Annotated in this window: 24 protein-coding genes; 15 read left to right on the top strand and 9 right to left on the bottom strand. The window is 58.5% G+C overall.

Annotation, left to right across the window (positions count from 1 at the left end):
* Positions 1-40 precede the first annotated feature (40 nt).
* Positions 41-574 (bottom strand): gluconokinase, encoded by a 534-nt coding sequence (locus tag BFP89_RS22815; RefSeq protein ID WP_065887724.1) that lies wholly within the window; start codon positions 572-574, stop codon positions 41-43.
* Positions 575-787: 213 nt separating this feature from the next.
* Here BFP89_RS22815 and BFP89_RS22810 point away from each other — a divergent pair, with 213 nt between their 5' ends.
* The 8 genes from BFP89_RS22810 to BFP89_RS22775 all read left to right on the top strand — a co-directional run bounded on the left by BFP89_RS22810 (position 788) and on the right by BFP89_RS22775 (position 7,337).
* Complete coding sequence (locus BFP89_RS22810) at positions 788-1,819, top strand: LacI family DNA-binding transcriptional regulator (RefSeq protein WP_165386131.1); 1,032 nt, start codon at positions 788-790, stop codon at positions 1,817-1,819.
* Positions 1,820-2,131: 312 nt separating this feature from the next.
* The gene (locus tag BFP89_RS22805) at positions 2,132-2,371 is read left to right on the top strand and encodes a DUF6124 family protein (protein ID WP_065887722.1); all 240 of its coding nucleotides are present in this window, start codon (positions 2,132-2,134) and stop codon (positions 2,369-2,371) included.
* Positions 2,372-2,534: 163 nt separating this feature from the next.
* Positions 2,535-2,951, top strand: coding sequence for a hypothetical protein (locus tag BFP89_RS22800; RefSeq protein WP_065887720.1), 417 nt, complete (start codon positions 2,535-2,537; stop codon positions 2,949-2,951).
* Positions 2,952-3,181: 230 nt separating this feature from the next.
* The gene (locus BFP89_RS22795; RefSeq protein WP_065887718.1) at positions 3,182-3,814 is read left to right on the top strand and encodes a glutathione S-transferase family protein; all 633 of its coding nucleotides are present in this window, start codon (positions 3,182-3,184) and stop codon (positions 3,812-3,814) included.
* Between the two features lie 16 nt (positions 3,815-3,830).
* Positions 3,831-4,568 (top strand): NAD-dependent epimerase/dehydratase family protein, encoded by a 738-nt coding sequence (locus tag BFP89_RS22790; protein WP_065887717.1) that lies wholly within the window; start codon positions 3,831-3,833, stop codon positions 4,566-4,568.
* A 131-nt stretch (positions 4,569-4,699) separates the two neighbouring features.
* Positions 4,700-5,137: a hypothetical protein gene (locus tag BFP89_RS22785; RefSeq protein ID WP_065887715.1), complete on the top strand. Its 438-nt coding sequence runs from the start codon at positions 4,700-4,702 to the stop codon at positions 5,135-5,137.
* Between the two features lie 180 nt (positions 5,138-5,317).
* Entirely contained in the window at positions 5,318-6,733 is a 1,416-nt protein-coding gene (locus BFP89_RS22780) for an MFS transporter (RefSeq protein ID WP_065887713.1), read from the top strand.
* A gap of 133 nt (positions 6,734-6,866) precedes the next feature.
* Positions 6,867-7,337 carry a hypothetical protein gene (locus tag BFP89_RS22775; RefSeq protein WP_065887711.1) on the top strand — a complete coding sequence of 157 codons (471 nt, stop codon included), beginning with the start codon at positions 6,867-6,869 and terminating at the stop codon, positions 7,335-7,337.
* Positions 7,338-7,362: 25 nt separating this feature from the next.
* Here BFP89_RS22775 and BFP89_RS22770 read toward each other — a convergent pair whose 3' ends face one another.
* Positions 7,363-8,289 (bottom strand): aliphatic sulfonate ABC transporter substrate-binding protein, encoded by a 927-nt coding sequence (locus BFP89_RS22770; protein WP_065887709.1) that lies wholly within the window; start codon positions 8,287-8,289, stop codon positions 7,363-7,365.
* Between the two features lie 184 nt (positions 8,290-8,473).
* On the opposite strand from BFP89_RS22770, the gene BFP89_RS22765 reads away from it, so the two are divergent.
* The gene (locus tag BFP89_RS22765; RefSeq protein WP_065887771.1) at positions 8,474-8,872 is read left to right on the top strand and encodes a GNAT family N-acetyltransferase; all 399 of its coding nucleotides are present in this window, start codon (positions 8,474-8,476) and stop codon (positions 8,870-8,872) included.
* Between the two features lie 133 nt (positions 8,873-9,005).
* Here BFP89_RS22765 and def read toward each other — a convergent pair whose 3' ends face one another.
* The 3 genes from def to BFP89_RS22750 all read right to left on the bottom strand — a co-directional run bounded on the left by def (position 9,006) and on the right by BFP89_RS22750 (position 10,862).
* On the bottom strand, positions 9,006-9,545 hold the full coding sequence (gene def, locus BFP89_RS22760) for a peptide deformylase (RefSeq protein WP_027605605.1): 540 nt from the start codon (positions 9,543-9,545) through the stop codon (positions 9,006-9,008).
* A complete protein-coding gene (locus BFP89_RS22755; protein WP_065887707.1) occupies positions 9,542-10,495 on the bottom strand; it encodes a YihY/virulence factor BrkB family protein in 954 nt (317 codons plus the stop codon). Before BFP89_RS22755 ends, def begins: the two co-directional genes overlap by 4 nt.
* A 181-nt stretch (positions 10,496-10,676) precedes the next feature.
* Positions 10,677-10,862 carry a CsbD family protein gene (locus tag BFP89_RS22750; RefSeq protein ID WP_065887705.1) on the bottom strand — a complete coding sequence of 62 codons (186 nt, stop codon included), beginning with the start codon at positions 10,860-10,862 and terminating at the stop codon, positions 10,677-10,679.
* 200 nt (positions 10,863-11,062) lie between these two features.
* Between BFP89_RS22750 and BFP89_RS22745 the strand changes: the two genes are divergently transcribed.
* The gene (locus tag BFP89_RS22745) at positions 11,063-11,440 is read left to right on the top strand and encodes a hypothetical protein (RefSeq protein ID WP_065887703.1); all 378 of its coding nucleotides are present in this window, start codon (positions 11,063-11,065) and stop codon (positions 11,438-11,440) included.
* 132 nt (positions 11,441-11,572) lie between these two features.
* On the opposite strand, the gene fadD1 is transcribed toward BFP89_RS22745, so the two are convergent.
* Positions 11,573-13,264, bottom strand: a complete 1,692-nt coding sequence (gene fadD1 / locus BFP89_RS22740) for a long-chain-fatty-acid--CoA ligase FadD1 (RefSeq protein WP_065887701.1) — start codon at positions 13,262-13,264, stop codon at positions 11,573-11,575.
* 391 nt (positions 13,265-13,655) lie between these two features.
* Positions 13,656-15,344, bottom strand: a complete 1,689-nt coding sequence (gene fadD2, locus BFP89_RS22735; RefSeq protein WP_065887699.1) for a long-chain-fatty-acid--CoA ligase FadD2 — start codon at positions 15,342-15,344, stop codon at positions 13,656-13,658.
* A 213-nt stretch (positions 15,345-15,557) separates the two neighbouring features.
* On the opposite strand from fadD2, the gene BFP89_RS22730 reads away from it, so the two are divergent.
* From BFP89_RS22730 to BFP89_RS22720, 3 genes are all read left to right on the top strand, one after another.
* A complete protein-coding gene (locus tag BFP89_RS22730) occupies positions 15,558-16,502 on the top strand; it encodes an alpha/beta hydrolase (RefSeq protein ID WP_065887697.1) in 945 nt (314 codons plus the stop codon).
* A gap of 57 nt (positions 16,503-16,559) precedes the next feature.
* Complete coding sequence (locus BFP89_RS22725) at positions 16,560-17,030, top strand: MaoC family dehydratase (RefSeq protein WP_034115694.1); 471 nt, start codon at positions 16,560-16,562, stop codon at positions 17,028-17,030.
* A 311-nt stretch (positions 17,031-17,341) separates the two neighbouring features.
* Positions 17,342-18,700 (top strand): hypothetical protein, encoded by a 1,359-nt coding sequence (locus BFP89_RS22720; RefSeq protein ID WP_065887695.1) that lies wholly within the window; start codon positions 17,342-17,344, stop codon positions 18,698-18,700.
* A 174-nt stretch (positions 18,701-18,874) separates the two neighbouring features.
* Here BFP89_RS22720 and BFP89_RS22715 read toward each other — a convergent pair whose 3' ends face one another.
* Complete coding sequence (locus BFP89_RS22715; RefSeq protein WP_065887693.1) at positions 18,875-19,342, bottom strand: ferritin-like domain-containing protein; 468 nt, start codon at positions 19,340-19,342, stop codon at positions 18,875-18,877.
* A gap of 205 nt (positions 19,343-19,547) precedes the next feature.
* Between BFP89_RS22715 and BFP89_RS22710 the strand changes: the two genes are divergently transcribed.
* Entirely contained in the window at positions 19,548-19,784 is a 237-nt protein-coding gene (locus BFP89_RS22710) for a DUF3820 family protein (protein WP_065887770.1), read from the top strand.
* Between the two features lie 18 nt (positions 19,785-19,802).
* Positions 19,803-20,978 (top strand): aminotransferase class V-fold PLP-dependent enzyme, encoded by a 1,176-nt coding sequence (locus BFP89_RS22705; RefSeq protein ID WP_065887689.1) that lies wholly within the window; start codon positions 19,803-19,805, stop codon positions 20,976-20,978.
* 616 nt (positions 20,979-21,594) lie between these two features.
* On the opposite strand, the gene BFP89_RS22700 is transcribed toward BFP89_RS22705, so the two are convergent.
* Positions 21,595-22,260, bottom strand: a complete 666-nt coding sequence (locus BFP89_RS22700; RefSeq protein WP_065887687.1) for a bifunctional 4-hydroxy-2-oxoglutarate aldolase/2-dehydro-3-deoxy-phosphogluconate aldolase — start codon at positions 22,258-22,260, stop codon at positions 21,595-21,597.
* Positions 22,261-22,274: the final 14 nt, after the last annotated feature.

The raw sequence follows: 22,274 nt of genomic DNA, 5'->3' as shown, positions 1-22,274 counted from the left end.
AACTTCCTGCCGGGGATAGCGCTATCTTTCCGGCAAAAAATTAATGGGTAGGTTCAAAACCGTGCTCGCGCCACCAGGCATTGGTCTGCTCGGCCAATGCCTCGACGCTGTCTTCGCTGGCATTGAGGGCCAGGGTCAGCGGCTCGCCCTTGGGCGACTCGAGGGTGGCGAACTGGCTGTCGATCAGGCTTGCCGGCATGAAATGGCCGGGGCGATGGGACACGCGGTCGGCGGCCACTTCACGGGTCAGCTCCAGGAATACAAAGCCAAGGCCGGGCGCGGCTTCGCGCAGGTGGTCGCGGTATTTCCTTTTCAGCGCCGAACAGGTGAGCACCGGATGTTCACCGGCCTTGAGCGAGCGGCGCAATTCATCGCAGAGGATGTCGAGCCAGCCGGCGCGGTCGTCGTCGTTGAGGGGGTGGCCGGCGCTCATCTTTTCGATGTTCGCGGCGGGGTGAAAGCTGTCGCCTTCGATGGCGGTGGCACCGTTCAGGCGGCACAAGGCCTCGCTGACGCTGGACTTGCCACAGCCGGAAACACCCATGATGACCAGGGCGGTAACAGGTTGACTCATGAAACACCTCAGGACGCAGATAGCGCTACCTTTGCACAGCCTAAGGCTAGTGCAAAAACAGGCTTTTCCCGCGCCGTCTTGTCTTTTTTTATGGAGTGACGCGTGCATCCGCTCCAATCATTCGAACGGGATCAGGCAACCCAACGTTCAAGCATTTGCAGCCGTTTGGAGACAGCGCTACCTTAGTGCCTCGATTTTTGTTTGGCAAGCCGCCTGATGACCTCCAAGAACGATAAAAATACCCGCACCACCGGTCGCCCCACCTTGAATGAAGTTGCCCGTCTGGCCGGCGTCAGCCCGATCACCGCCTCCCGCGCCCTGCGTGGCATCAGCACGGTCGCTACCGAACTGGTGGAGAAAGTGCAGCAGGCCGCCGCCGAACTCAGCTACGTGGTCAACCCCGCCGCCCGCGCCCTGGCGTCGGCCCAGAGCCATTCGGTGGTGGTCCTGGTGCCGTCATTGTCCAACCTGCTGTTTATCGAAACCCTCGAAGCCATCCACCAGGTGCTGCGGCCCAAGGGCTTTGAAGTGCTGATCGGCAACTCCCACTACTGCCGCGACGAAGAAGAAAACCTGCTGCGCAACTACATGGCTTACCAGCCTCGCGGCTTGCTGCTGACCGGGTTCGACCGCACCGAAAGCGCGCGACGGATGGTCGAGGCCAGCAATGTGCCGTGCGTATACATGATGGATTTGGACCCTAATGCCGGGGTGAACTGCGTGGGCTTCTCACAGCTGGCCGCAGGCGAAACAGCGGCGGCGCATTTACTGTCCCGTGGGCGCAAGCGCCTGGCCTACATCGGTGCGCAGTTGGACCAGCGCACCTTGTTGCGCGGTGAAGGTTTCCGCCGGGCCTTGCAGCAAGCGGGCCTGTACGACCCGGCGCTGGAATTGCTGACGCCGCGCCCTTCTTCCGTGGGCCTGGGTGGCGAACTGTTCCTGCAATTGCTGGCGGCGCATCCGGACGTGGATGCGATTTTCTTCGGCAACGACGACCTGGCCCAGGGCGCCTTGCTCGAAGCCATGCGCCACGGCATCAAAGTGCCAGAGCGTGTGGCCGTGCTGGGTTTCAACGACCTGCCGGCCTCGTCGTTCATGGTGCCGCGCCTGAGCAGCATCAGCACGCCGCGCGAAGCCATTGGCCGCCGTGCGGCGGAGCACTTGCTGACCATCATGGCGGGCAACCGGATCGCCAAGCCGGTGGTGGATATGGGATTTGAGTTGCAGGTGCGGGAGAGTACGTAGGACGGCTGTAGGAAGCGACTGACATTAAGGCGAGCGCCTTGCTCCGTTACCTACGCTTACGTCAGAATCGGCCGGCTTGTGTGCCTGGGTGGCGATCTTTAAGGTTTGCCGGTCGCTGAATTTCTCGGTGATCGGGTTTAGTAGCCTGAGTTTGGTCACTCCAAGTGCATAAGTCTGCCCGCGTTAATGGCGGCTGTGCGTAGGGCACTTTCGAGTGCGCCGGCTTTGAGTGTCCACCGGTCTACTAACCTGCGTACAGCTGCCACCCCCGTTTAGTAGCGATACGGCGGCAGCCCATTCCGGGATGCTCTCATGATCAAAAAAATCGATACGCCGCCAACCACCCTCTTCACCCTCGTCCCCGATGTTTCCACCGAAACCCTGCTGATCAACAGCTACGAAACCGTATGCTCCGTCAGTACCTTGCTGCTCGACCTGTCCGATGACCTTACCGGCAAACACCGTGACGTAGCCCTGGCCATTCATCAACTGAGCGAGCTGAGCGTCCTGCTGGTGGGCAAAGCCATGGACCAGCACACACCACGCGCTTAAGTCCCACATTTTTTAATCGTGCCCACTTTGGAGTTCCTGAACAAGGGCAGCTTCCCGTACCTGTCAACCTTGACAGTAGACGCTCGTTCATCCGATGCCTATAACTGAACACGCTGACTGCGCCGTCGGCGTATTCAAATGTTCATTCAAGAGGATTTTCAAGATGAGTACTCCAACGCCAATTGAACTTGTTTCCGTCGAAGGAAGCTTCACCTGCGAACTAACCGTCGGATCATCTTCCATCCAGTTTAAAGCAACAACTATTGAGTCAAGGGACTCAGGCGACGAACAGGTAATCGAAACCTTCGACGACAATGCTCACTCAGTCGTTCTTTATCTTAAACACGATCTTGCCGCTGGCGAGCACGATATCAAAGAAGGCGACATTGGAGTGCGCGCCTCTTGCTCCGGCGAAATTGAGGGCGAACCGTTTTACCTCCAAGCCAGCAGTGGCAAGTTATATGTGAAAAGCATCAACCTGGCGAACAATGAAATCGATGCGACATTCCACTTCAAACGCGACGACGAGCATTATGTAACGGACGGGGTTATCAAACTCAACGGCACTAAAAATACATGACCCCGTCACGTTACATAACTTGACCCGACAAGAGCCGGCAGACATTGAAAGGCTCTTGTGGGCTTTACTCGGCTATTCACTTACCTCGTATCATCACAAGTGCCTGTATTGACCCTGCGAGCCCCTGAATACAAGCCACACGACCAGCACCCGCTTGTCATGAATGCTAACGCTACCTCCCCCTCTCATCCCCTGCTAGATTGGTTGCTTTGAATCGCCAGGGAAGCACCATGGGACACTCACTGAAAATCTTGGGTCGCGCATCCTCCATCAACGTGCGCAAAGTACTCTGGACCTGCCAGGAACTGGGCATCGACTATGTCCGCGAGGACTGGGGCATCGGCTTCAAGCCCACCCAATCCGCCGAGTTTCTCGCACTGAACCCCAACGCCCAGGTGCCGGTACTGATCGATGACCACGGCGTGCTGTGGGAGTCCAATACCATCTGCCGCTACCTCGTCGGCCTGTATCAACGCGCTGACCTGCTGCCCTTCGAGCCCGCGCCACGGGCCCGCGTTGAACAATGGATCGACTGGCAAGCCATTGAACTCAACCGCGCCTGGGGCGACGCCTTCCCGGCTTTGGTGCGTAACAACCCGGACGGCCTGGACGCGGCCCAAATAGCCGCCGCCGTGCAGATCTGGAACGACAAGATGGGCATTCTCGAACAACAGCTGGCCAGGACCGGCGCCTACGTAGCCGGCGACGAGTTCACCCTCGCCGATATCCTGATCGGCCTCTCGGTGCACCGCTGGCAGGTGACGCCCATGGAGCGTCCGCCCTACCCGGCCATCGCCGCCTACTACCAGCGGCTCAGCCAACATGCCGGTTTCAACACTTTCGCCCTCGACGGCCACAACTGAATACAGGGACACCCTCTTGAACGGACTCAACGTACTCCTCACCGGCGCCTGCGGCAGAATCGGCAAGACATTTTTCCAGGCGTCGAAAGATCGCTACCGTTTCACCCTCACTGACCGCATCGCGCCTGATTTCGATTTGGCTGGACACCGCTTCATACACGCTGACCTCAGTGATAAATCCAGCCTCGCAGCCCTGCTCGAAGGCATCGATGTGATCGTACACCTGTCGGGCATTCCCCATGCCAGCGCCTCATTCGACGAACTGCTGCCCAACAACATCCTCGCCACTACCTACCTGTTCGAGGCCGCTGTGAACGCCGGCGTGCAGCGCCTGGTATTCGCCAGCAGCGCGCAAACCATCGAAGGCTACCCGGTGGATCGCCAGATCACGCCAGGCATGCCGGTGATGCCCGCCAACCTGTATGGCGTGAGCAAATGCTACGGCGAGGCGCTATGTGGCTACTATGCCGCCAAGACGCCGCTGTCGACCATTGCCGTGCGCATCGGCGCGTTTGAATTTCCCGAAACCCACGACCTGAACAACGCCCGCGACCTCAGCGCCTGGCTCAGCCCCCGCGATGCCGTGCAATTATTACAGCGTTCGGTTGAGGCCAAAGGCGTGAAACACTTGATCGCCCATGGCATCTCCAATAACCGTTTCAAACGCCTGGACCTGAGCGAGACAGTGCGTGTGCTTGACTACCAACCGATGGACGATGCATTCGCACAGTTTGGGATACCGATAACTTATTGAACCAGCCGGCCCATTAGTCGGAAACGCGCTATACCTGTCAGATTTGACAGTAGATCTGGTTTTTCTCTTCGCTTATTCATATCGGGCGGCACTGACAACCCATTGCTCCCCTTTGAATACGGAAAAAACAAATGACTAACATACTGGGCCCAAACGATAAAATCTCGGGAACTGTTTCCGGATGGTCTGTCCCCTTCCAGACGAGCTTTGTCGCTCATTTAAATGGAGAGGCCGGCTTTAATTCGACCGTCGGAATCATGACTGACCACGCATTGCTCAAAATGAGCATTGACCAGGATATTCGCTCAGGCGAGACCTACGCGATTGGTGCAACGGACACCGATCACAAGGTAAGGCTGGAATTTGATGATACGCGCGCGGGTAATCAGGGTACTTATTTTGCAAGCCGGGGAGAATTCACCGTCTTGCAATTACAGGACGGTGTCCTGACTGCAAAATTTCACTTCGAGGCTGAAACGAGAAGTCGCCGCGTGCAGCAAATGAGCTTCTCATCTGGCGCTTATACGGTAGAGAACTTCAAGCATATGCGGGCAGCCTCTTCCTCGTAAGAAAGCGTGACTCAAGGTCCGCTGTTTTACTGTGCATAAGCCCATCGACGGCCATTATTGGTCGTCGATGAACCCGCACGCAATAAATCGCCAAAACAGCGGCTTTCGCCCTACATTGCACAATTGCTCACTGTCAGTTGCAGGTTAAGATTCCAGCTCACTGCTTCTGGAACTTCTCCCATGCCCAACCTCAGCGCCGCTGCCATCGACGGCATCGACCCGACCCGCGCCGCCCACATCAGCGCGCGCATCGACCGCCTGCCCGCAGTCGCCAGCATCTGGCGCCTGGTGGCATTGCTGTCGATCGGCGGTTTCTTCGAGCTGTATGACCTGTTCCAAACGGCCTATATCAGCCCCGGACTGATCAGCGACGGGATCTTCCACACCGGCAACGCGGGCGTGTTTGGCTTCTCTGACCAGGCCGCGTTCGCCTCGGCGACTTTCCTCGGCCTGTTCCTCGGTGCCAGCCTGCTAAGCCCCTTCGCCGACCGTTTCGGACGCCGGGCGATTTTCACCTTTGCGTTGATCTGGTACACCATCGCCACGGTGTTGATGGGCATCCAGACGTCGGCCGTGGGCATTATCTGCATGCGCTTTCTGGTGGGCATTGGCCTGGGCATCGAGCTGGTGACGATCGACGCCTACCTGTCGGAACTGGTGCCCAAGCGCATGCGCAGTTCGGCGTTTGCCTTTGCGTTTTTCATCCAGTTCCTGTCGGTACCGGCGGTGGCGCTGATGTCGTGGTGGCTGGTGCCCCAGGCACCGTTCGGCATCTCCGGTTGGCGCTGGGTGGTGCTCAGCAGTGCGGTGTTCGCGCTGTTTATCTGGCAACTGCGCAAGCGCCTGCCGGAGTCACCGCGCTGGCTGGCACAGAAAGGTCGTTTCGAGGAAGCCGGCGCGATCATGGACAACCTGGAGGCGCGCTGCCTGAAGGATCACGGCAAACCCCTGGATGCGCCGGAGCCGGAGGCTGTCAGCGTGCAGGGCAGCGGCCGTTTCGCCGATATCTGGCAGCCGCCCTACCGTCGCCGCGCCTTGATGCTGATCGTGTTCCACGTGTTCCAGGCGATTGGTTTCTTCGGCTTTGGCAACTGGCTGCCGGCCTTGCTGTCGGGCCAGGGCGTCAGCGTGACCCACAGTCTGCTCTATGCCTTTATCATCACCCTCGCCTACCCGCTGGGCCCGTTGCTGTTCGTCAAGGTCGCCAACCGTTTTGAAAACAAATGGCAGATCGTCGGCTCGGCCATGGGCGCGGTGATCTTCGGCAGCCTGTTTGCCCTGCAAACCACGGCGGTGGGGCTGATTTTCTGCGGGGTGATGATCACCTTCTGCAATGCCTGGCTGAGCTTCAGCTATCACTCGTATCAGAGCGAGTTGTTCCCCACCAATATCCGCGCGCGGGCGGTTGGGTTCTGTTATTCGTTCAGCCGCTTGTCCACGGTGTTCAGCAGCCTGCTGATCGGCTTTATCCTCGAGCACCTGGGCACGCCGGGCGTGCTGGCGTTTATCGCCAGCAGCATGTTGATCGTGATGATTACCATCAGTTGGTTCGGGCCGCGTACGCGCAACCTGGCGTTGGAGCATATCGCCCACTGACGGCAACACTTGGCCGTCGGCGGGACAGTGTTTGCCGCGACGGCGGCCTCTCCCCCAGTAAAAACGCGCACCCTGCGCCCGGCATGCTAATTGCTCCAGCTGTCACACCGCGTATTTGCACAGGTGACCGATCATGCTGGTTAACACCAACACCCAAGCCGTTTCGACGGTTCAACAGATCAAACGGCCCGACATGGACCCGGCCAATGCCGCCGCCAGCGCGTTGTACAGCGGCGCCCTGCAGGGTGCGCAGCCAGGTACGGCGATGCCGGCCGCGCAGAAGGAGCTGGACAAGGCGGGCGACCGCATCGACGAGGCGTTCGCCAAGACTCGCGTGCAACTGCAGACCACAGCACCGACCTCGGGGGCGCGGGCTGAATTCACCGAATACATGAGCAAATCCCCGGCCGAACGCATCCGCGAACAGTTGCTCAAGGAGCAGGGGATGACCGAGGAACAAGTGCAGGCCCTGCCGCAGGAAAGGCAAGACGCCATTGCCAGCCAAGTGGCGGAGCGCCTGAAGGAGCAGCAACAGCAGCAGGTAGCGGCGAAGACGGCTGCTCCACAAACCCAGGCACTGAAAGACACCCTGGCAGCCATCTAAGCCACACTTTGAACTCACCGTGGGCTTATGGACCTTTGAACACAACCTGCTGTACATCGATCTTTTTCGGGATCAGGCCATTGGCGAAAAACAGGTCGGCGGTGCCTTGCTGAGTGGCGATGTCGCCCCCCTGCAGCGGCCGGATCGGCGCCGGCGAGCGGTGCTCGAAGTAGCTTTTGACCACGGCCGGTTGCAAGCCCAGGGTCTTGGCCATCAGCGCGATGCTGTCCTCGGGCTGGTCCAGCGACAGACGCTGCGCCTTGCCGAGGGTCTGGATGATGGTGGCGATGGCCTGGGGGTTTTGCCGGGCAAACGCGCCGCTGGTCACGAAGAAGCTGCCGGCCGGATTGAGGCCTTCGCCGGTGCCCAACACACGGGCGGCACCGTCGACCACGGCGGCCGAGTAATACGGGTCCCACACGACCCAGGCGTCCACCTTGCCCTGCTCGAATGCGGCGCGGCCGTCGGACGGCGACAGGTACACCACGTTCACATCCTTCCACTGCAAGCCGGCGCGCAGCAGGCTCTTGAGGAACAGGTTGTGCGCGCTTGACCCCTTGAGCAGGGCCACACGCTTGCCCTTGAGTTCGGCCACGCTCTGAATCGTACTGGCTTTGGGCACGAGCACGGCTTCGGTCTTGCCGTCATTGGGCTCGACAGCGATGTACTGCAACTCGATACCGGCGGCCTGGGCGAAAATGGGCGGGATGTCGCCGATATTGCCAATGTCCAGGCTGCCGGCGTTCAGCGCCTCGATCAGCGGCGGGCCCCCGAGGAACTCGGTCCACTGCACCTGGGTGCCGGGCAGCGCGGCTTCGAAGAGCTTGTGCTCACGGGCGAGCACCATGCTCACCGAGCTTTTCTGATAGCCAATGCGCAAGGTGGAGGGATCGGCGGCCAGCACGTTGGCAGCGAGCAGCGAAAGAACGGCGACAACAATTATTTTCAGCATAAGAGCGCTTCCTTGGCCTTGGCGGCGGGTGCAGGTTGGGAGCGATCCTAACAAGCCCTCTTATTCTTTAATAATATTTAAAAGTCATCTGCTTATAACTTTATGCATGATCAGCGCAGCCGTTGTCGGTGCTTCGTCGGCACCGGTTACAATGCGCGCCTTGCCCTTTTCATTTGGTTTGACCATGCACATCGAACGGCTGGCAGCGCCGCTATGGCCGTTGCTGAACAAGTTTTACCGCAATCACAACTCGTCGATGAAGGCGCTCAAGGGCGGGCAGTTGTGGGTGGCCAGAGACGCTGAGATTGTGGCCGGGTTGTGCCTGACACCTGTGGTCGGTGGGCAGTGGCTGACGGGGGTGTTCGTTGACCCGGCCTATCGCGGCCAGGGGCTGGCGGCGCGATTGGTTCAACAGGCAGTGGCGGATAGGGACGGCACGGTCTGGTTACTGTGCCATCCGGACCTTGAAACGCTGTACCAGCGCATGGGGTTTTCTCAAGACACCGTGTTGCCGCAATCGCTCAGTGAGCGGTTGGTGCGTTACAAGCGCAACAAGCCAATGATCGCGATGGGACTGCAATAACCTGGATGACACAACCCATGTGGGAGGGGGCTTGCTCCCGATGGCGGTGTGTCAGTCAATGAACATATTGACTGATCGACGGCTATCGGGGGCAAGCCCCCTCCCACATTTGGACCCTGCTGTAGTCTGGCGATTATTCGTCAGCGGTCGGGTCCATGTCGGGGAACATCACCTCGATAAACCCGAATTTGCTGAAGTCGGTAATCCGCGACGGGTACAAGCGCCCAATCAGGTGGTCGCATTCATGCTGCACCACCCGTGCATGGAAGCCGTCGGCGAAGCGTACGATCGGCTCGCCCTTGGGGTCGAAACCTTCGTAGCGGATCTGCTGGTAACGGTCCACGGCGCCGCGCAGGCCGGGAACCGACAGGCAACCCTCGTAGCCCTCTTCCAGTACCGGGCTGAGCGGGGTGATCAGTGGATTGATCAGGATGGTCTGCGGTACCGGCGGCGCGTCCGGGTAGCGCTCGCTGGCCTCGAAACCGAAGATCACCAGTTGCAGGTCGACGCCGATCTGCGGCGCGGCCAGGCCGACGCCGCCCACATGCTCCATGGTCTGGAACATGTCATCAATCAGTTGCCACAACTCGGGGCTGTCGAACATTTCCGGCGGTACCGGCGGGGCGATGCGCAGCAGGCGTTCATCGCCCATTTTGAGGATTTCACGGATCATTGTTCAGGCTCGGCGAGGGGCTTGGAGTGGTCCCGGCCGAGGCCTGAGACATGCTGTTTTTCAGAGGGATGGCCCGGTTCGTCGATTTCCTTCTCGCCAGGGTCCTTGCCCTCGGCGGACATGTGTTCGATCACGGCATTCATCTCCGCACCGAGCAACAGCACGGCAGCGGAAATATAGAAGTACAGCAGCAGGACGATGATCGCACCGATACTGCCGTACATGGCGTTGTAGTCGGCGAAGGTCTTGACGTAGTAGCCAAAGCCGAGGGAAGCGACGATCCACACCACCACCGCGAGCACGGAACCAGGAGTGATAAAGCGAAACTCCTGTTCCACGTCCGGCATCACGTAGTACATGAGGGCCACGGCAAACATCAGCAGGATCACGATCAGCGGCCAGCGCAGGATGGTCCACAGGGTGACGACGAACTCCTGCATGCCGATCTGCCCCGCCAGCCACTCCATCACTTGCGGGCCGAGCACCATCAGCGCGGCGGCGGCCAGCAGCATGCCGGCGATGCCGACAGTGTAGAAAATCGACAGCGGAAAACGCTTCCAGATCGGCCGCCCCTCCACCACGTCATACGCCGCGTTCATCGCACTCATCATCAGGCGCACACCGGCGGAAGCGGTCCACAGGGCGATCACGATACCCACCGACAGCAGCCCACCCTTGGATTGCTGCAGTTGGTCGATCACCGGGTTGACCTGCTCCAGGGCCTGGGGCGGCAATACCAGCTCCGACTGCAGGCGCAGCCAGGTGAAAAAGTCCGGCAGGTGCAGGAAACCGATCAGCGCAATCAGGAACAGCAGGAAGGGAAACAGCGAGAACAGCATCTGGTACGCCAGCGCCGAGGCATAGGTGGGCATCTCGTCGTCGACGAATTCGGTGACGGTGCGCACCAGCACCTTGTGCAGCTTGAGACCATCGAGGACCGGAAAAATCATTAGCGTCTCCTTTCGCCGCAAAGAGTTGAAGTCGTGGGCGACTCAGGGGCCGTTTTCTACATCAAAGTAGCCCATTTGGCGACTTTGAAACAATTTCTGAGGTTTAGTTGCGCCAGTACCTGCAAAAACGGCCATCCGTGGATGGCCGTCGGGCTGCTGGAGGGGAGCCAGCCAAGCCGTGTTACTCGGTGGCTTTTTTCACCGCATCCTTGGTCTTGCCCACTGCCTGCTGTGCTTCGCCTTTCTTTTCCTGGATCACGCCTTCAGCACGCAGCTTGTCGTTATCGGTAGCCTTGCCGACGCCTTGCTTGACGTTACCGACGGCTTCGTTGGCCATGCCTTTTACCTTATCGGAAGTGCTGCCCATGGTATTACTCCTGATAACAATCAAATGGTTTTTGGTCACTACGCAGCGGTTGACTCGACGCCATGCGCCAGAGTTTCAATTATTTTCAGCGGGCATTTCATCGAAAGGGGCAGGTTTGCCTTTATGTTTTGTGGCCAACCCACGAGAATGCCCGGCACATTCAGGCTCACACGCTGAATAACAGATCCCGTAGGAAGGTTATGAAACTCGATAAAGCAAAGGCCATCGCCCGCAGAAACCAGGAACTGGGGGGTGCCGTACTCGGCGTCAACAACTGTCATTTCACCGACCTGGACCGCAAACGCAACATCTGGTGGTTCGACCTGCCCGTGGTGCGGATCGGCGTGGGCCAGTACGAGTGGATTCACCTGTTGATGCACAACGCCGACACCGACCAGTTGCTGCACCTGAAGGTACCGACCCTGTTCCTGCGCGAAAACCTCGAAGGGTTGGTGGTGCGCAATGCCGGCAAACGCAAGCCGGAGATCACCCTGGAGTTGAGCGCCGACAAGGACTCGTTCCTCAAGGACGTGCGGCCGGCCGGTGCAGGAATCAGCTTCGCCCAGTTCGCTCTGTAAGAACGCGATCAAAAAATGTGGGAGGGGCGGTGCGACGATTCGACTTGCCCCCGATAGCAGGGTGTCAGTCACTGAGTCTGGTGACTGATCCACCGCTATCGGGAGCAAGCCCCCTCCCACATTTGGTTTGCGTTACTTTTTAAGGCCGAGCTTCTTCAGTTCTTCATCACGCAATTCACGCCGCAGGATCTTGCCCACGTTGGTGGTCGGCAATGCATCGCGGAACTCAACCGCCCTGGGCACCTTGTAGCCGGTGACATTGGCGCGCATGTGCTCCATCACCTGCTCCTTGGTCAGGGTAGCCCCCGGCTTGACCACAATGAACAGCTTGATGTGCTCCCCGGACTTCTCATCCGGTACGCCGATGGCCGCGCACTGCAACACACCCGGCAGGCCTGCCAGGACGTCTTCCAGTTCGTTGGGGTACACGTTGAAGCCCGAGACCAGAATCATGTCCTTCTTGCGGTCGACAATACGCATGTAGCCATCGGGCTGGATGATCGCGATGTCACCGGTCTTCAGCCAGCCTTCGCTGTCGAGCATCTCGGCGGTGGCGTCTTCACGCTGCCAGTAGCCCTTCATCACTTGCGGGCCCTTGACGCACAGCTCGCCGGTTTCGCCCAGCGCCAGCTCGGTGCCGTCGTCGGCAATAACCTTGCACACGGTGGAAGGCACCGGAATGCCGATGGTGCCGATCTGGATATGCTGGATCGGGTTCACGGTGGCCACCGGGCTGGTTTCGGTCATGCCGTAGCCCTCGCAGATGGCACAACCGGTTACGGCCTTCCAGCGTTCGGCCGCCGCCAGTTGCAGCGCCATGCCGCCGGACAGGGTGACCTTCAGCGCGGAGAAATCCAGCTTGCGGAAACCTTCGTTATTGCACAGCGCCACGAACAGGGTGTTAAGGCCGACAAAGCCGCTGAACTTCCACTTCGACAGTTCCTTGACCATCGCCGGCAGGTCGCGCGGGTTGCTGATCAGGATATTGTGGTTGCCGATCAGCATCATCGCCATGCAATGAAAGGTGAACGCATAGATGTGATACAGCGGCAGCGGCGTGATCAGGATTTCGCACCCTTCATTGAGGTTGGAGCCCATCAGCGCCTTGCATTGCAGCATGTTGGCGACCAGGTTGCGGTGAGTCAGCATCGCGCCCTTGGCCACCCCGGTGGTGCCGCCGGTGTATTGCAGAACAGCCACATCGCCGCTGGCCGGGTTGGCATCGCTGACCGCCTGGCCGTGCCCCTTGGCCAGCACGTCATTGAACTTGATCGCTTGCGGCAAGTGATACGCCGGGACCATTTTCTTCACGTACTTGATCACGCTGTTGATCAACAGGCGCTTGAACGGCGACAACAAGTCGGCCACTTCGGTCACGATCACGTGCTTGACGGCGGTCTTGGGCACGACTTTTTCAGCCAGGTGCGCCATGTTGGCCAGGCAGACCAGGGCCTTGGCTCCGGAGTCGTTGAATTGATGTTCCATTTCCCGCGCGGTGTACAGCGGGTTGGTGTTGACCACGATCAGCCCGGCACGGATGGCGCCGAATACGGCGACCGGGTACTGCAGTACGTTGGGCAGTTGCACGGCAATTCGATCGCCGGGCTTCAAGTCGGTATGCTGTTGCAGGTAGGCGGCAAATGCGCCGGACAATTCGTACAATTGACCGTAGGTGATGGTCTTGCCCAGGTTGCTGAAAGCCGGTTTGTTGGCGAAGCGCTGGCAGGACTGCTTCAATACCGCCTGAATATTCGGATACTCGTCTGGATTGATTTGTGCAGCAATCCCGGCGGGGTACTTATCCTTCCAAAAGTCTTCGTTCATGGAAGCCCACTCCTCAGCGACGCGAATTCATCATCGCATTTGATGCGATTATTATTGGTGTGTGTTTTAAGGTGAATCTGGCGCTTTCAAGCAGGCCTAGACGTCACAAAGCGCGCCGAGAGTAGCAGCTTTGCCAAGGCCCGCCTAGAGCCAAAAGAGGGCCCTACAGTCATAAACATGACTCAAGAATATCCAGTGGTCATTTTTAGAGCAAAGATTCTATACATGCAGAATCCGCTCTGGAATGAGCCATACCGGGCGACAAATAACACATGTGGGAGGGGGCTTGCCCCCCCGATGGCGGTGTGTCAGTCACTCAATGTGTTGACTGGACCACTGCTATCGGGGGCAAGCCCCCTCCCACATTTTTAATTGCATTTCAATTCAAGGTTCAGGCGATGTCGCGCAACTCCCGGCGCAGAATCTTGCCTACCGGCGTCATCGGCAGCGAATCCCTGAGCACAATATGCTTGGGCACCTTGTACCCGGTGAAATTGGTCTTGCAGTACGCCTTCAACTCCTCAACGCTCACCCCCTCGGCACGCGCCACCACAAACAGCTTCACCGCCTCCCCGGTACGCTCGTCCGGCACACCGATCACCGCACAGTTGGCCACGGCCGGATGCGCCATCACCACGTCCTCGATTTCGTTGGGGTACACGTTGAAGCCCGACACGATAATCAAGTCTTTCTTACGGTCCACAATACGGATAAAACCGTCGGCATCGATCACCGCGATATCGCCGGTCTTGAACCAGCCTTCGGCGTCCAGCGCTTCGGCGGTGGCCTGCGGTTGCTGCCAATAGCCCTTCATCACCTGCGGGCCCTTGATGCACAGCTCACCGCGCTCGCCCAGCGGCAGCTCGGTGCCCTCGTCATCGATCACTTTCATGGCCGTGGCCGGCACCGGAATGCCGACGGTGCCCAGTCGCGACTTATTGCCATACGGGTTGGTGCTGGCCACCGGCGAGGTTTCGGTCAGGCCGTAGCCCTCACCGATCGCACAACCGGTGATGTGCTGCCAGCGCTCGGCGGTGGCCTTGATCAACGCCGTGCCACCGGAGTTGGTCAGCTTGAGATGGGAAAAGTCCAGGTGCTTGAAGTCCGGATGGTCCATCAGCGCCACAAACAACGTGTTGAGCCCCAGCAACCCGGTGAACCGCCACTTCTTCAGCTCCTTGATGAACCCGCCAATGTCCCGCGGGTTGGTAATCAGCACGTTGTGGTTGCCGGATACCATCATGCACATGCAGTTCGCGGTGAATGCATAGATGTGGTACAGCGGCAGCGGCGCAATCATCACCTCCTGCCCTTCCTTGACCAGCGGGTGACCATCGTCGCCGGTCTGGGACATGCACGCCCGCACCTGCTGCATGTTCGCCACCAGGTTGCCGTGGGTGAGCATCGCGCCCTTGGCCAGGCCCGTGGTGCCACCGGTGTATTGCAGCACCGCGATGTCGTCGAGGGTCACCGGATGGCGGGTCACGCCCAGGCCACCGCCCATGCGCAGGGCACGCTTGAACGACAGCGCACGCGGCAGGTGGTACGCCGGGACCATCTTCTTCACCTTATCGACCACTGTATTGACCAGCCAGCCCTTGGCGGCGGGCATGAAGTCGCCCATCCGGGCTTCGATCAGGTAGTCGATCTCGGTGTCGGCACACACCTCCTGAACCCGCGAACCGAACAGATTGAGGTAGACCAGCGCGCGCACGCCGGCGTCCTTGAACTGGTGGCGCATTTCACGCGGGGTGTACAAGGGGTTGGTATTGACCACGATCAGCCCGGCGCGCAGTGCGCCAAACACGGCAATCGGGTAATGCAACACATTGGGCATCTGCACCGCGATGCGCTCGCCGGGCTTGAGATCGGTGTGCTGTTGCAGGTAACCGGCGAACGCCGCGCTGTAGCGCTCAAGCTCGGCGTAGGTCAGGGTAATGCCCATGTTGCTGAACGCCGGACGGTCGGCAAAGGTTTTGCAGGAGCGCTCGAAAACTTCGATCACCGATGTGTAGCTGGTCAGATCAATCTCATTGGGAACGCCCGCGGCGCGTTTGTCATTCCAGAAATCAGGTTGCATTATTCTTGTCCTCTTTACCTGAACAGGTCCGGCCGCTTTTCTATGCAGCTACAAAGAGCGGAGCCTTGAGGACGTTAGCAGTAATGGCCAAACAGGCAAATACGCTGAACTGTGTCATTGATTGTATGAATCTTGTCGCTAAGGCGCAGGCAGATACCCCGCCCTCGGAGAGATGAGCTATACACTGCAACGACCCTGAGCAAAGGAACCGCCATGAACCACAGCACTTTCTGGCTGACCGCGAACGACCACAGCCGGCTGTTCGTCAATCAATGGATGCCTGACGCGCTCCCCAAGGCCGTGGTGATGCTGTCCCACGGCATGGCCGAGCACAGTGGTCGCTACGCACGCCTGGCCCGGGCATTGTGCGGCGCCGGCTACGGTTTATATGCGCTGGACCAACGCGGGCATGGCCGCACCGCCGACGAGGGCACCCTGGGGCTGTATGCCGAGAACGATGGCTGGAACAAGGTGGTGGGCGACCTGGCCAGCCTCAACCAGCACATCGGCCAGCAGCATCCGGGGCTGCCGATCATCTTGCTGGGCCACAGCATGGGCAGCTATATCGCCCAGGCGTACCTGCTGCATCACAGCGCCAGCTTGCACGGCGCCATTCTGAGCGGTTCGAATTTCCAGCCGGTGGCGCTGTATCGCGCAGCGCGGCTGATTGCACGTATCGAGCGCGCGCGCCAGGGCCGGCGCGGGCGCAGTGGGTTGATTGATTTTCTGTCGTTCGGCTCATTCAACAAGGCGTTCAAACCCAATCGCACCGCCTTCGACTGGCTCAGCCGCGACCCGGTTGAAGTCGACAAGTACATCCATGACCCGCTATGCGGTTTTCGCTGCACCAATCAACTCTGGGTTGACCTGCTCGGCGGTTTGCAGCACATCAGCAAAGCGTCCAATCTCGCGCAGATCGATCCGGGCCTGCCGATTCTGATAATCGGCGGTGAATGTGATCCGGTGAGTGAAGGCAAGCGTCTCAAGAGCCTGGCCCGCGCCCTGCGTGAGGCCGGCTGCCAGCACCTGCAATTGACACTCTACCCGCAGGCGCGTCATGAGGTATTCAACGAAACCAACCGCGACGACGTCACCGCGGATGTCCTGACGTGGCTCGAGCACACCCAGGCATTGCGCAGGCCCACCCGCTGCGAATGACTTTGCGTTTAAAATCAGCCGATTAAATTTCCGATTAGCCACAGGATGCACGTTTAGATGACCCAGGTAACCAACACCCCCTACGAGGCCCTTGAAGTCGGCCAGACCGCCAGCTTCAGCAAGACCGTCGAAGAACGCGATATCCAGCTGTTCGCCGCCATGTCCGGCGATCACAACCCGGTGCACCTGGATGCCGAATATGCCAAGGCCACCATGTTCAAGGAGCGTATCGCCCACGGCATGTTCAGCGGCGCGCTGATCAGTGCGGCGGTTGCCTGCGAACTGCCGGGACCGGGCACGATTTATATCGGCCAGCAGATGAGCTTTCAAAAGCCGGTCAAAATCGGCGACACCCTGACGGTGCGCCTGGAAATTCTCGAAAAACTGCCCAAGTTCCGGGTACGCATTGCCACTCGCGTGTTCAACCAGCGTGATGAATTGGTGGTGGATGGCGAAGCGGAGATCCTTGCGCCGCGTAAGCAGCAGGTTGTAACGCTGACCGAACTGCCGCCGATCAGCATCGGCTGACCCATCGCATCGGGTAAGGGACGGCCGTCCATTGGCCGTCCTGAGCGATACCCCACACTTCACTTGCGGCACCTGCTTTACATCCGTCTTATTCATACAGTGCAACTAAGCCAGTACACCTACACCTTCGCAACAACCCTCAGTGAACAGGGCGTTGTCCCACGTCCAGCGCCCACGATAGGGGCTGGCCTGGTCCTGTACGTTGGATAAAAATCGACAGGCTTTCAATATGTATTGCCAGTTGCCTATTCAGTCGTCCTCTCAACTTTACGACTGACAACGTATCCAGAACACGCCAGGAAATTATAAAAATGAAGAACCCACTCGATAATGTGATTTATGAAAACAACACGTTCAAGGAATCGGGAACCTGGTTCAGCGGCACACACCTGCCGGATAGATCGTCGGCCAGTATCAGTGCGGTGGTCTTTAAAGGCGACCTGTATGTATTTATTCAACATTACGGCAGCATCGATAATGGCAAAGTTGATTACCTGATCTTCCAGCGTACGCCCTCGGGCCAACTGAAAAACACTGTCAAACGCACCATCCCCCATATATATGTCACCGGTACGCCTGCAGTAGCGGTGTACGACAATAAAATTTATTGCGCGTTCAGGCCCGGTGGAAACTCGCAAAAGTTAACGTACACGACCTTTGACGGAAGCGCCTGGTCAAGCGTCATCACTACCAGCAAAGGCATCTTGACCTCCCCCTCCCTGGCGGTTTACCAGGATAAATTATATTGCTTTCATCAAGGCTGGGAGGAAGACCGTGGCACCCTGTGGTATTCGACGTTCAATGGCGCCGACTGGGACCAGGATAAGCATGTTCGCGGCCTTGAGATAACTGAATCCCCCACCCTTGCCGTGTACAAGGGTGAACTCTACTGCGCCTACCACAAGGCAAGCACCCAAAGCGCCTGGTGTATTAAATTTGACGGTATGCAGTGGTCTCATGAAATGAGTCTGTCTGCCAACGTTTCGGAAAGTCCATCCCTCTATGTTTACAACGACAGCCTCTTCAGCGCACGTACCGTCAAATCCGAACACGCCAGCCTCTGCGTAAACTATCTGGACAATGGGACCTGGTGCCCTGACAAGACCATCGTGAAGGACGGCATCTCGAACAGTCCGTGCCTGGTCGAGTATGAAGGGCTGCTTTATTGCTTCTATCGAAATAATGACCACTCCCTGTCCTATGCCTTCCAGCATTATCAAGTCCTTAACCGAACCGTGCCGCTACTCGATGTCTGGGGAGAAGGACGCATTCATGCAGGTAACTTGATATCCGGTTTCGACGCGGCCGTTAATCTGAATTTATACAGACAACCCGTCTCCAATGGCGTCAATCGCCACAGTGCAATCCCGAACATTATGCCGGTCGCTACTTACGAAGACCCCGATTTTCCCATAGCCTGCGAGCACGTTAAAATTATTACTTTGATGGGGGCGCCTATTACCGAACGCGTCGCGGATGAAATAGGCCGAGTACTCGACATTGAGGGCATGGTGTTTTTATTTGCACCGGCTGATAAGGAGCGGGAGATGTTTCAAATCAGGAACAAGTTTCGACTCAAACCCATCAGCACTGCCACCCTTCCCCCGCCAATCGACCAGATATCCAAAGATTTCCACCCCGTGTACGCCTATAAAAAGCACAGGAGCTGAGCCGCAAGCGCTGAGGTCACGCCTACCAAAACCTGGCAACGTGGTCTGTCTTGAGCCTTGAAGGCTGGCGATGCTGGGTGCAGGCGAAAAAAATCCGAGGCCCAAAGGGGACCTCGGATTTTTTATAGCGCATTACACATCAGTCAACGCGCTTGCAACCCTACAGCGCTCGAATCAGGACTGAGCACGTGCCTGGTTACGCAGGGCTTTGACCTGATCGTGATTACGTTGTACGCCGTGGTACTGACGTTCAACCAGGTCACGAATGCCCAGCAGGTTGTGCTTGTTGATCTTCTCGATCGCTTCACGGTAAGCCTTCAGTGCGTGATCTTCACCGCGCTCGGCTTCGTTCAGCACGGACTCTTCGTCCTTGCCGGTCACCATGGACTTCACGTCAACCCAACCGCGATGCAGGGCACCGGCCACGCTGCCGGAATCTTCAGGATCGCCACCCAGGGCACGTACGGCGGTTTTCAGCTCTGCGGCAGCAGTGCCGCAATCAGCGGAGCGCTTGGCGAACAGCGCTTTGAGTTCAGGGTGCTTGATGTCTTCTGCGCACTCTTTGAAACCTTTCTGGCCATCGATGCTGGTCTCGATCAGGTCGTTGAGTACAGAGATCGATTCTTTGTTGATGTCAGTCATTTTTCAATTCCTTGTGTGGATTGATGAAGGTTGCCTTAATGATTGCAGCGCCCGTGCCAGGTTTTGAAAAATTATTTTTGTTAATAAATTCAATAAGTTACGAATAATTGAACCATCTGTATGTATGTTATTTGCATGATCTGTCATTTGGCCTTCATGCAGAATGCCTGTATTTTCGAAGACCCCGCCTTCACTGCTCGAAACCATGAACCCTGAAAAGCTCGAATTGCTGATCACCCGCCAAATGCCGTTTGGCAAATACAAGGGCCGGATCATCGCCGACCTGCCCGGCCCTTACCTGAACTGGTTCGCTCGCGAGGGATTTCCCCACGGAGAACTGGGCGGCTTGCTGGCACTGATGCAGGAAATCGACCACAACGGCCTGGCCGAATTGCTCGAACCGTTGCGCGTTAAACACGGTAAGCCCGCCCCTCGCCATTAATTAACTGAGCGCCACACCATGCCAAGGAATGCAAACAACGAACCTCACTGGCAGGTCATCGCCCAGCGCTATGCGCTGGAGCCGGGCCCGATCAATCTGGAAAACGGTTACTTCGGGCGCATGAGCCGTGCAGTCCAGGCGCAGTACCTGGAGCACGTGGCGTTTATCAACCGCAGCAACTCGGTGTATGTGCGTCAGCGCTTCGAGCAAGGGGAAAATAACCAGATTCGCCGCCAACTGGCCGCGTTGATCAATGCAGACTCCGACTCGGTGGCCTTCACCCGTAACGCTACCGAAGCCTTGCAGTCGCTGATCCGCAACTACAACCGCCTGCAACCGGGCGACCAGGTGCTGATCAGTGATCTGGAGTACGACACGGTCAAAGGTGCGATGCGCTGGCTGGCCGGCGTGCGCGGTGTCGAAGTGATCGAAATTTCCCACGCCCACCCGGCCAGTTTCGACAGCCTGGTGCAGACCTATCGCGACACCTTCGATCAATACCCGCGCCTGAAGCTGATGGCGCTGACCCATGTCACCCACCGTACCGGCCTGGTGATGCCGGTGGCGGCGATTGCCAGGGCTGCACGTGATCAGGGGGTCGACGTGATCCTCGACGGCGCCCACGCCCTGGGCCAGATCGATTTCGACCTTGGCGAACTGGGCATTCAATTCGCCGGCTTCAACCTGCACAAATGGATCGGCGCGCCGCTGACCCTGGGCTTTCTCTACATTGCCCCCGAACGCCTGCCGGATATCGACCCGGACATGGGCGAATTCCACTACCCCGCCACGGATGTGCGGGCACGTACGTCCTACAGCACACCGAACTTTCCGGCATTGATGAGCTTGCCACTGGTGCTTGAAGAACATCGGGAACTGGGCGGCGCGGCGGCCAAGGGTGCACGGGTCAACTATCTGCGGGACATGTGGGTGAGCCAGGTGCGCGAGTTGCCGGGCATTGAGGTGCTGACCCCGGATGATCCGAGGCTGTATTGCGCGATTACCGCATTCAAGTTCATCGGCCGCGATCAGCAGGTGATGGTTGACCGCATGCTGAAGGAGCATGACGTGTTCACCACGACCCGCTCAGGCGCGGCGTTTGGCACCTGTATTCGAGTGACGCCGGGGTTGGTGACTACCACTGCGGACATCGATGTGTTGGTCCACGCAATTACCCAACTAAACGCAGATTAAAATGTGGGAGGGGGCTTGCCCCCGATGGCCATAGGTATCCACACAACTCTGTAGCGCCAACCGTAACCACGATGCGAAGCGAGTCGCTCTTGATCTGGCTTTTGATCTTGATCTCAGGTGCCCCGTTAAACCACGCTGGCCGAACGCAGGCTTGAATCCGTGGCCCACGGATTCAAGCCGGAGAGAGGGCACACCGAGCCCAGGCGAGGTGCCGAGTGGTGGGGCAAGAGCGTTTTGCTTACTTTTGCGCTTTTCAAAAGTGAGCCGCTGTAAAAGCGGAACCGTTAGCAGCCGTTACCGCAGAAACGGATATGTACTCGATCTGATCCAACATCTGGTCGGCCCAGAGGCCGCCATCGGGGGCAAGCCCCCTCCCACATTTGAGTCAGGATCGACACAACATCCTGGTCGGCTCTGAGGCCGTCATCGGGGGCAAGCCCCCTCCCACACTTGGGTCAGGATCGACACAACATCCTGGTCGGCCCATCGGGGGCAAGCCCCCTCCCACATTGGAATGTGTGGTGGCCTGGATCTACAGGCAAAAAAAAGCGGTACACCGACCAAGTGCACCGCAAAAATGCCGTTAAGCACAGCAACAACGATTCGATAAATCAGATCAATCCAGCAGCGCCAGCGCCTCGGCGGTGACTTCCTGGATGCGCGCCCAGTCGCCATTCCTGACCCACTCGGGATCAAGCATCCAGCTACCGCCCACGCACATGACGTTTTTCAACGCCATGTAGTTTTTGATGTTGGCCGGGCCGACGCCGCCGGTCGGGCAGAATTTCACTTCAACGAACGGGCCACCCAAGGCCTTGATCGCCGCCACACCGCCGCTGACCTCGGCCGGGAAAAGCTTGAAGCGGCGATACCCCAGGCTATAGCCTTCCATGATGCCGGACGCATTGCTGATGCCGGGCAGCAGCGGGATCGGGCTGTGTACCGAAGCTTCCAGCAGGTCGCGGGTGATGCCGGGGGTGACGATAAACTGCGAGCCGGCCACTTCTGCCGCTTCGAGCATATGACGGTCCAGCACAGTGCCGGCACCGGTGCACAGTTCAGGGCGCTGCTCGCGCAGCACCTGGATAGCCTTGAGCCCGAACTCGGAACGCAGGGTCACTTCCAATGCGGTCAGGCCACCGGCGGCCAGGGCATCGGCCAGCGGCAGGATGTCCTGTTCACGGGCGATGGTGATCACCGGCAGGATCCGCGCCTTGGCGCAGAGGCTGTCGATCAGGGCAACTTTATCCGCCATGGACACGGTCGGTTGAGGGCTTTTCATAGCGGCTGATCCTT

The organism is Pseudomonas sp. 31 R 17 (genome assembly GCF_900004915.1).
In the GTDB taxonomy this organism is placed as follows: domain Bacteria; phylum Pseudomonadota; class Gammaproteobacteria; order Pseudomonadales; family Pseudomonadaceae; genus Aquipseudomonas; species Aquipseudomonas orientalis_A.
Note: the sequence above shows the minus strand (reverse complement) of the source record. Positions and strands in the feature narration are given on the sequence as shown.

Bases quoted from the DNA above. Each gene is read 5' to 3' on its own strand.
- BFP89_RS22775 (WP_065887711.1), top strand. From the start codon at position 6,867: ATGCTGGTTAACACCAACACCCAAGCCGTTTCGACGGTTCAACAGATC.
- BFP89_RS22785 (WP_065887715.1), top strand. From the start codon at position 4,700: ATGACTAACATACTGGGCCCAAACGATAAAATCTCGGGAACTGTTTCC.
- BFP89_RS22800 (WP_065887720.1), top strand. From the start codon at position 2,535: ATGAGTACTCCAACGCCAATTGAACTTGTTTCCGTCGAAGGAAGCTTC.
- BFP89_RS22770 (WP_065887709.1), bottom strand. From the start codon at position 8,289: ATGCTGAAAATAATTGTTGTCGCCGTTCTTTCGCTGCTCGCTGCCAAC.
- BFP89_RS22715 (WP_065887693.1), bottom strand. From the start codon at position 19,342: ATGACTGACATCAACAAAGAATCGATCTCTGTACTCAACGACCTGATC.
- fadD2 (WP_065887699.1), bottom strand. From the start codon at position 15,344: ATGCAACCTGATTTCTGGAATGACAAACGCGCCGCGGGCGTTCCCAAT.
- BFP89_RS22725 (WP_034115694.1), top strand. From the start codon at position 16,560: ATGACCCAGGTAACCAACACCCCCTACGAGGCCCTTGAAGTCGGCCAG.
- BFP89_RS22755 (WP_065887707.1), bottom strand. From the start codon at position 10,495: ATGATTTTTCCGGTCCTCGATGGTCTCAAGCTGCACAAGGTGCTGGTG.
- BFP89_RS22805 (WP_065887722.1), top strand. From the start codon at position 2,132: ATGATCAAAAAAATCGATACGCCGCCAACCACCCTCTTCACCCTCGTC.
- BFP89_RS22730 (WP_065887697.1), top strand. From the start codon at position 15,558: ATGAACCACAGCACTTTCTGGCTGACCGCGAACGACCACAGCCGGCTG.
- fadD1 (WP_065887701.1), bottom strand. From the start codon at position 13,264: ATGAACGAAGACTTTTGGAAGGATAAGTACCCCGCCGGGATTGCTGCA.
- BFP89_RS22780 (WP_065887713.1), top strand. From the start codon at position 5,318: ATGCCCAACCTCAGCGCCGCTGCCATCGACGGCATCGACCCGACCCGC.
- BFP89_RS22795 (WP_065887718.1), top strand. From the start codon at position 3,182: ATGGGACACTCACTGAAAATCTTGGGTCGCGCATCCTCCATCAACGTG.
- BFP89_RS22745 (WP_065887703.1), top strand. From the start codon at position 11,063: ATGAAACTCGATAAAGCAAAGGCCATCGCCCGCAGAAACCAGGAACTG.
- BFP89_RS22750 (WP_065887705.1), bottom strand. From the start codon at position 10,862: ATGGGCAGCACTTCCGATAAGGTAAAAGGCATGGCCAACGAAGCCGTC.
- BFP89_RS22710 (WP_065887770.1), top strand. From the start codon at position 19,548: ATGAACCCTGAAAAGCTCGAATTGCTGATCACCCGCCAAATGCCGTTT.
- BFP89_RS22720 (WP_065887695.1), top strand. From the start codon at position 17,342: ATGAAGAACCCACTCGATAATGTGATTTATGAAAACAACACGTTCAAG.
- BFP89_RS22815 (WP_065887724.1), bottom strand. From the start codon at position 574: ATGAGTCAACCTGTTACCGCCCTGGTCATCATGGGTGTTTCCGGCTGT.
- def (WP_027605605.1), bottom strand. From the start codon at position 9,545: ATGATCCGTGAAATCCTCAAAATGGGCGATGAACGCCTGCTGCGCATC.
- BFP89_RS22705 (WP_065887689.1), top strand. From the start codon at position 19,803: ATGCCAAGGAATGCAAACAACGAACCTCACTGGCAGGTCATCGCCCAG.
- BFP89_RS22765 (WP_065887771.1), top strand. From the start codon at position 8,474: ATGCACATCGAACGGCTGGCAGCGCCGCTATGGCCGTTGCTGAACAAG.
- BFP89_RS22700 (WP_065887687.1), bottom strand. From the start codon at position 22,260: ATGAAAAGCCCTCAACCGACCGTGTCCATGGCGGATAAAGTTGCCCTG.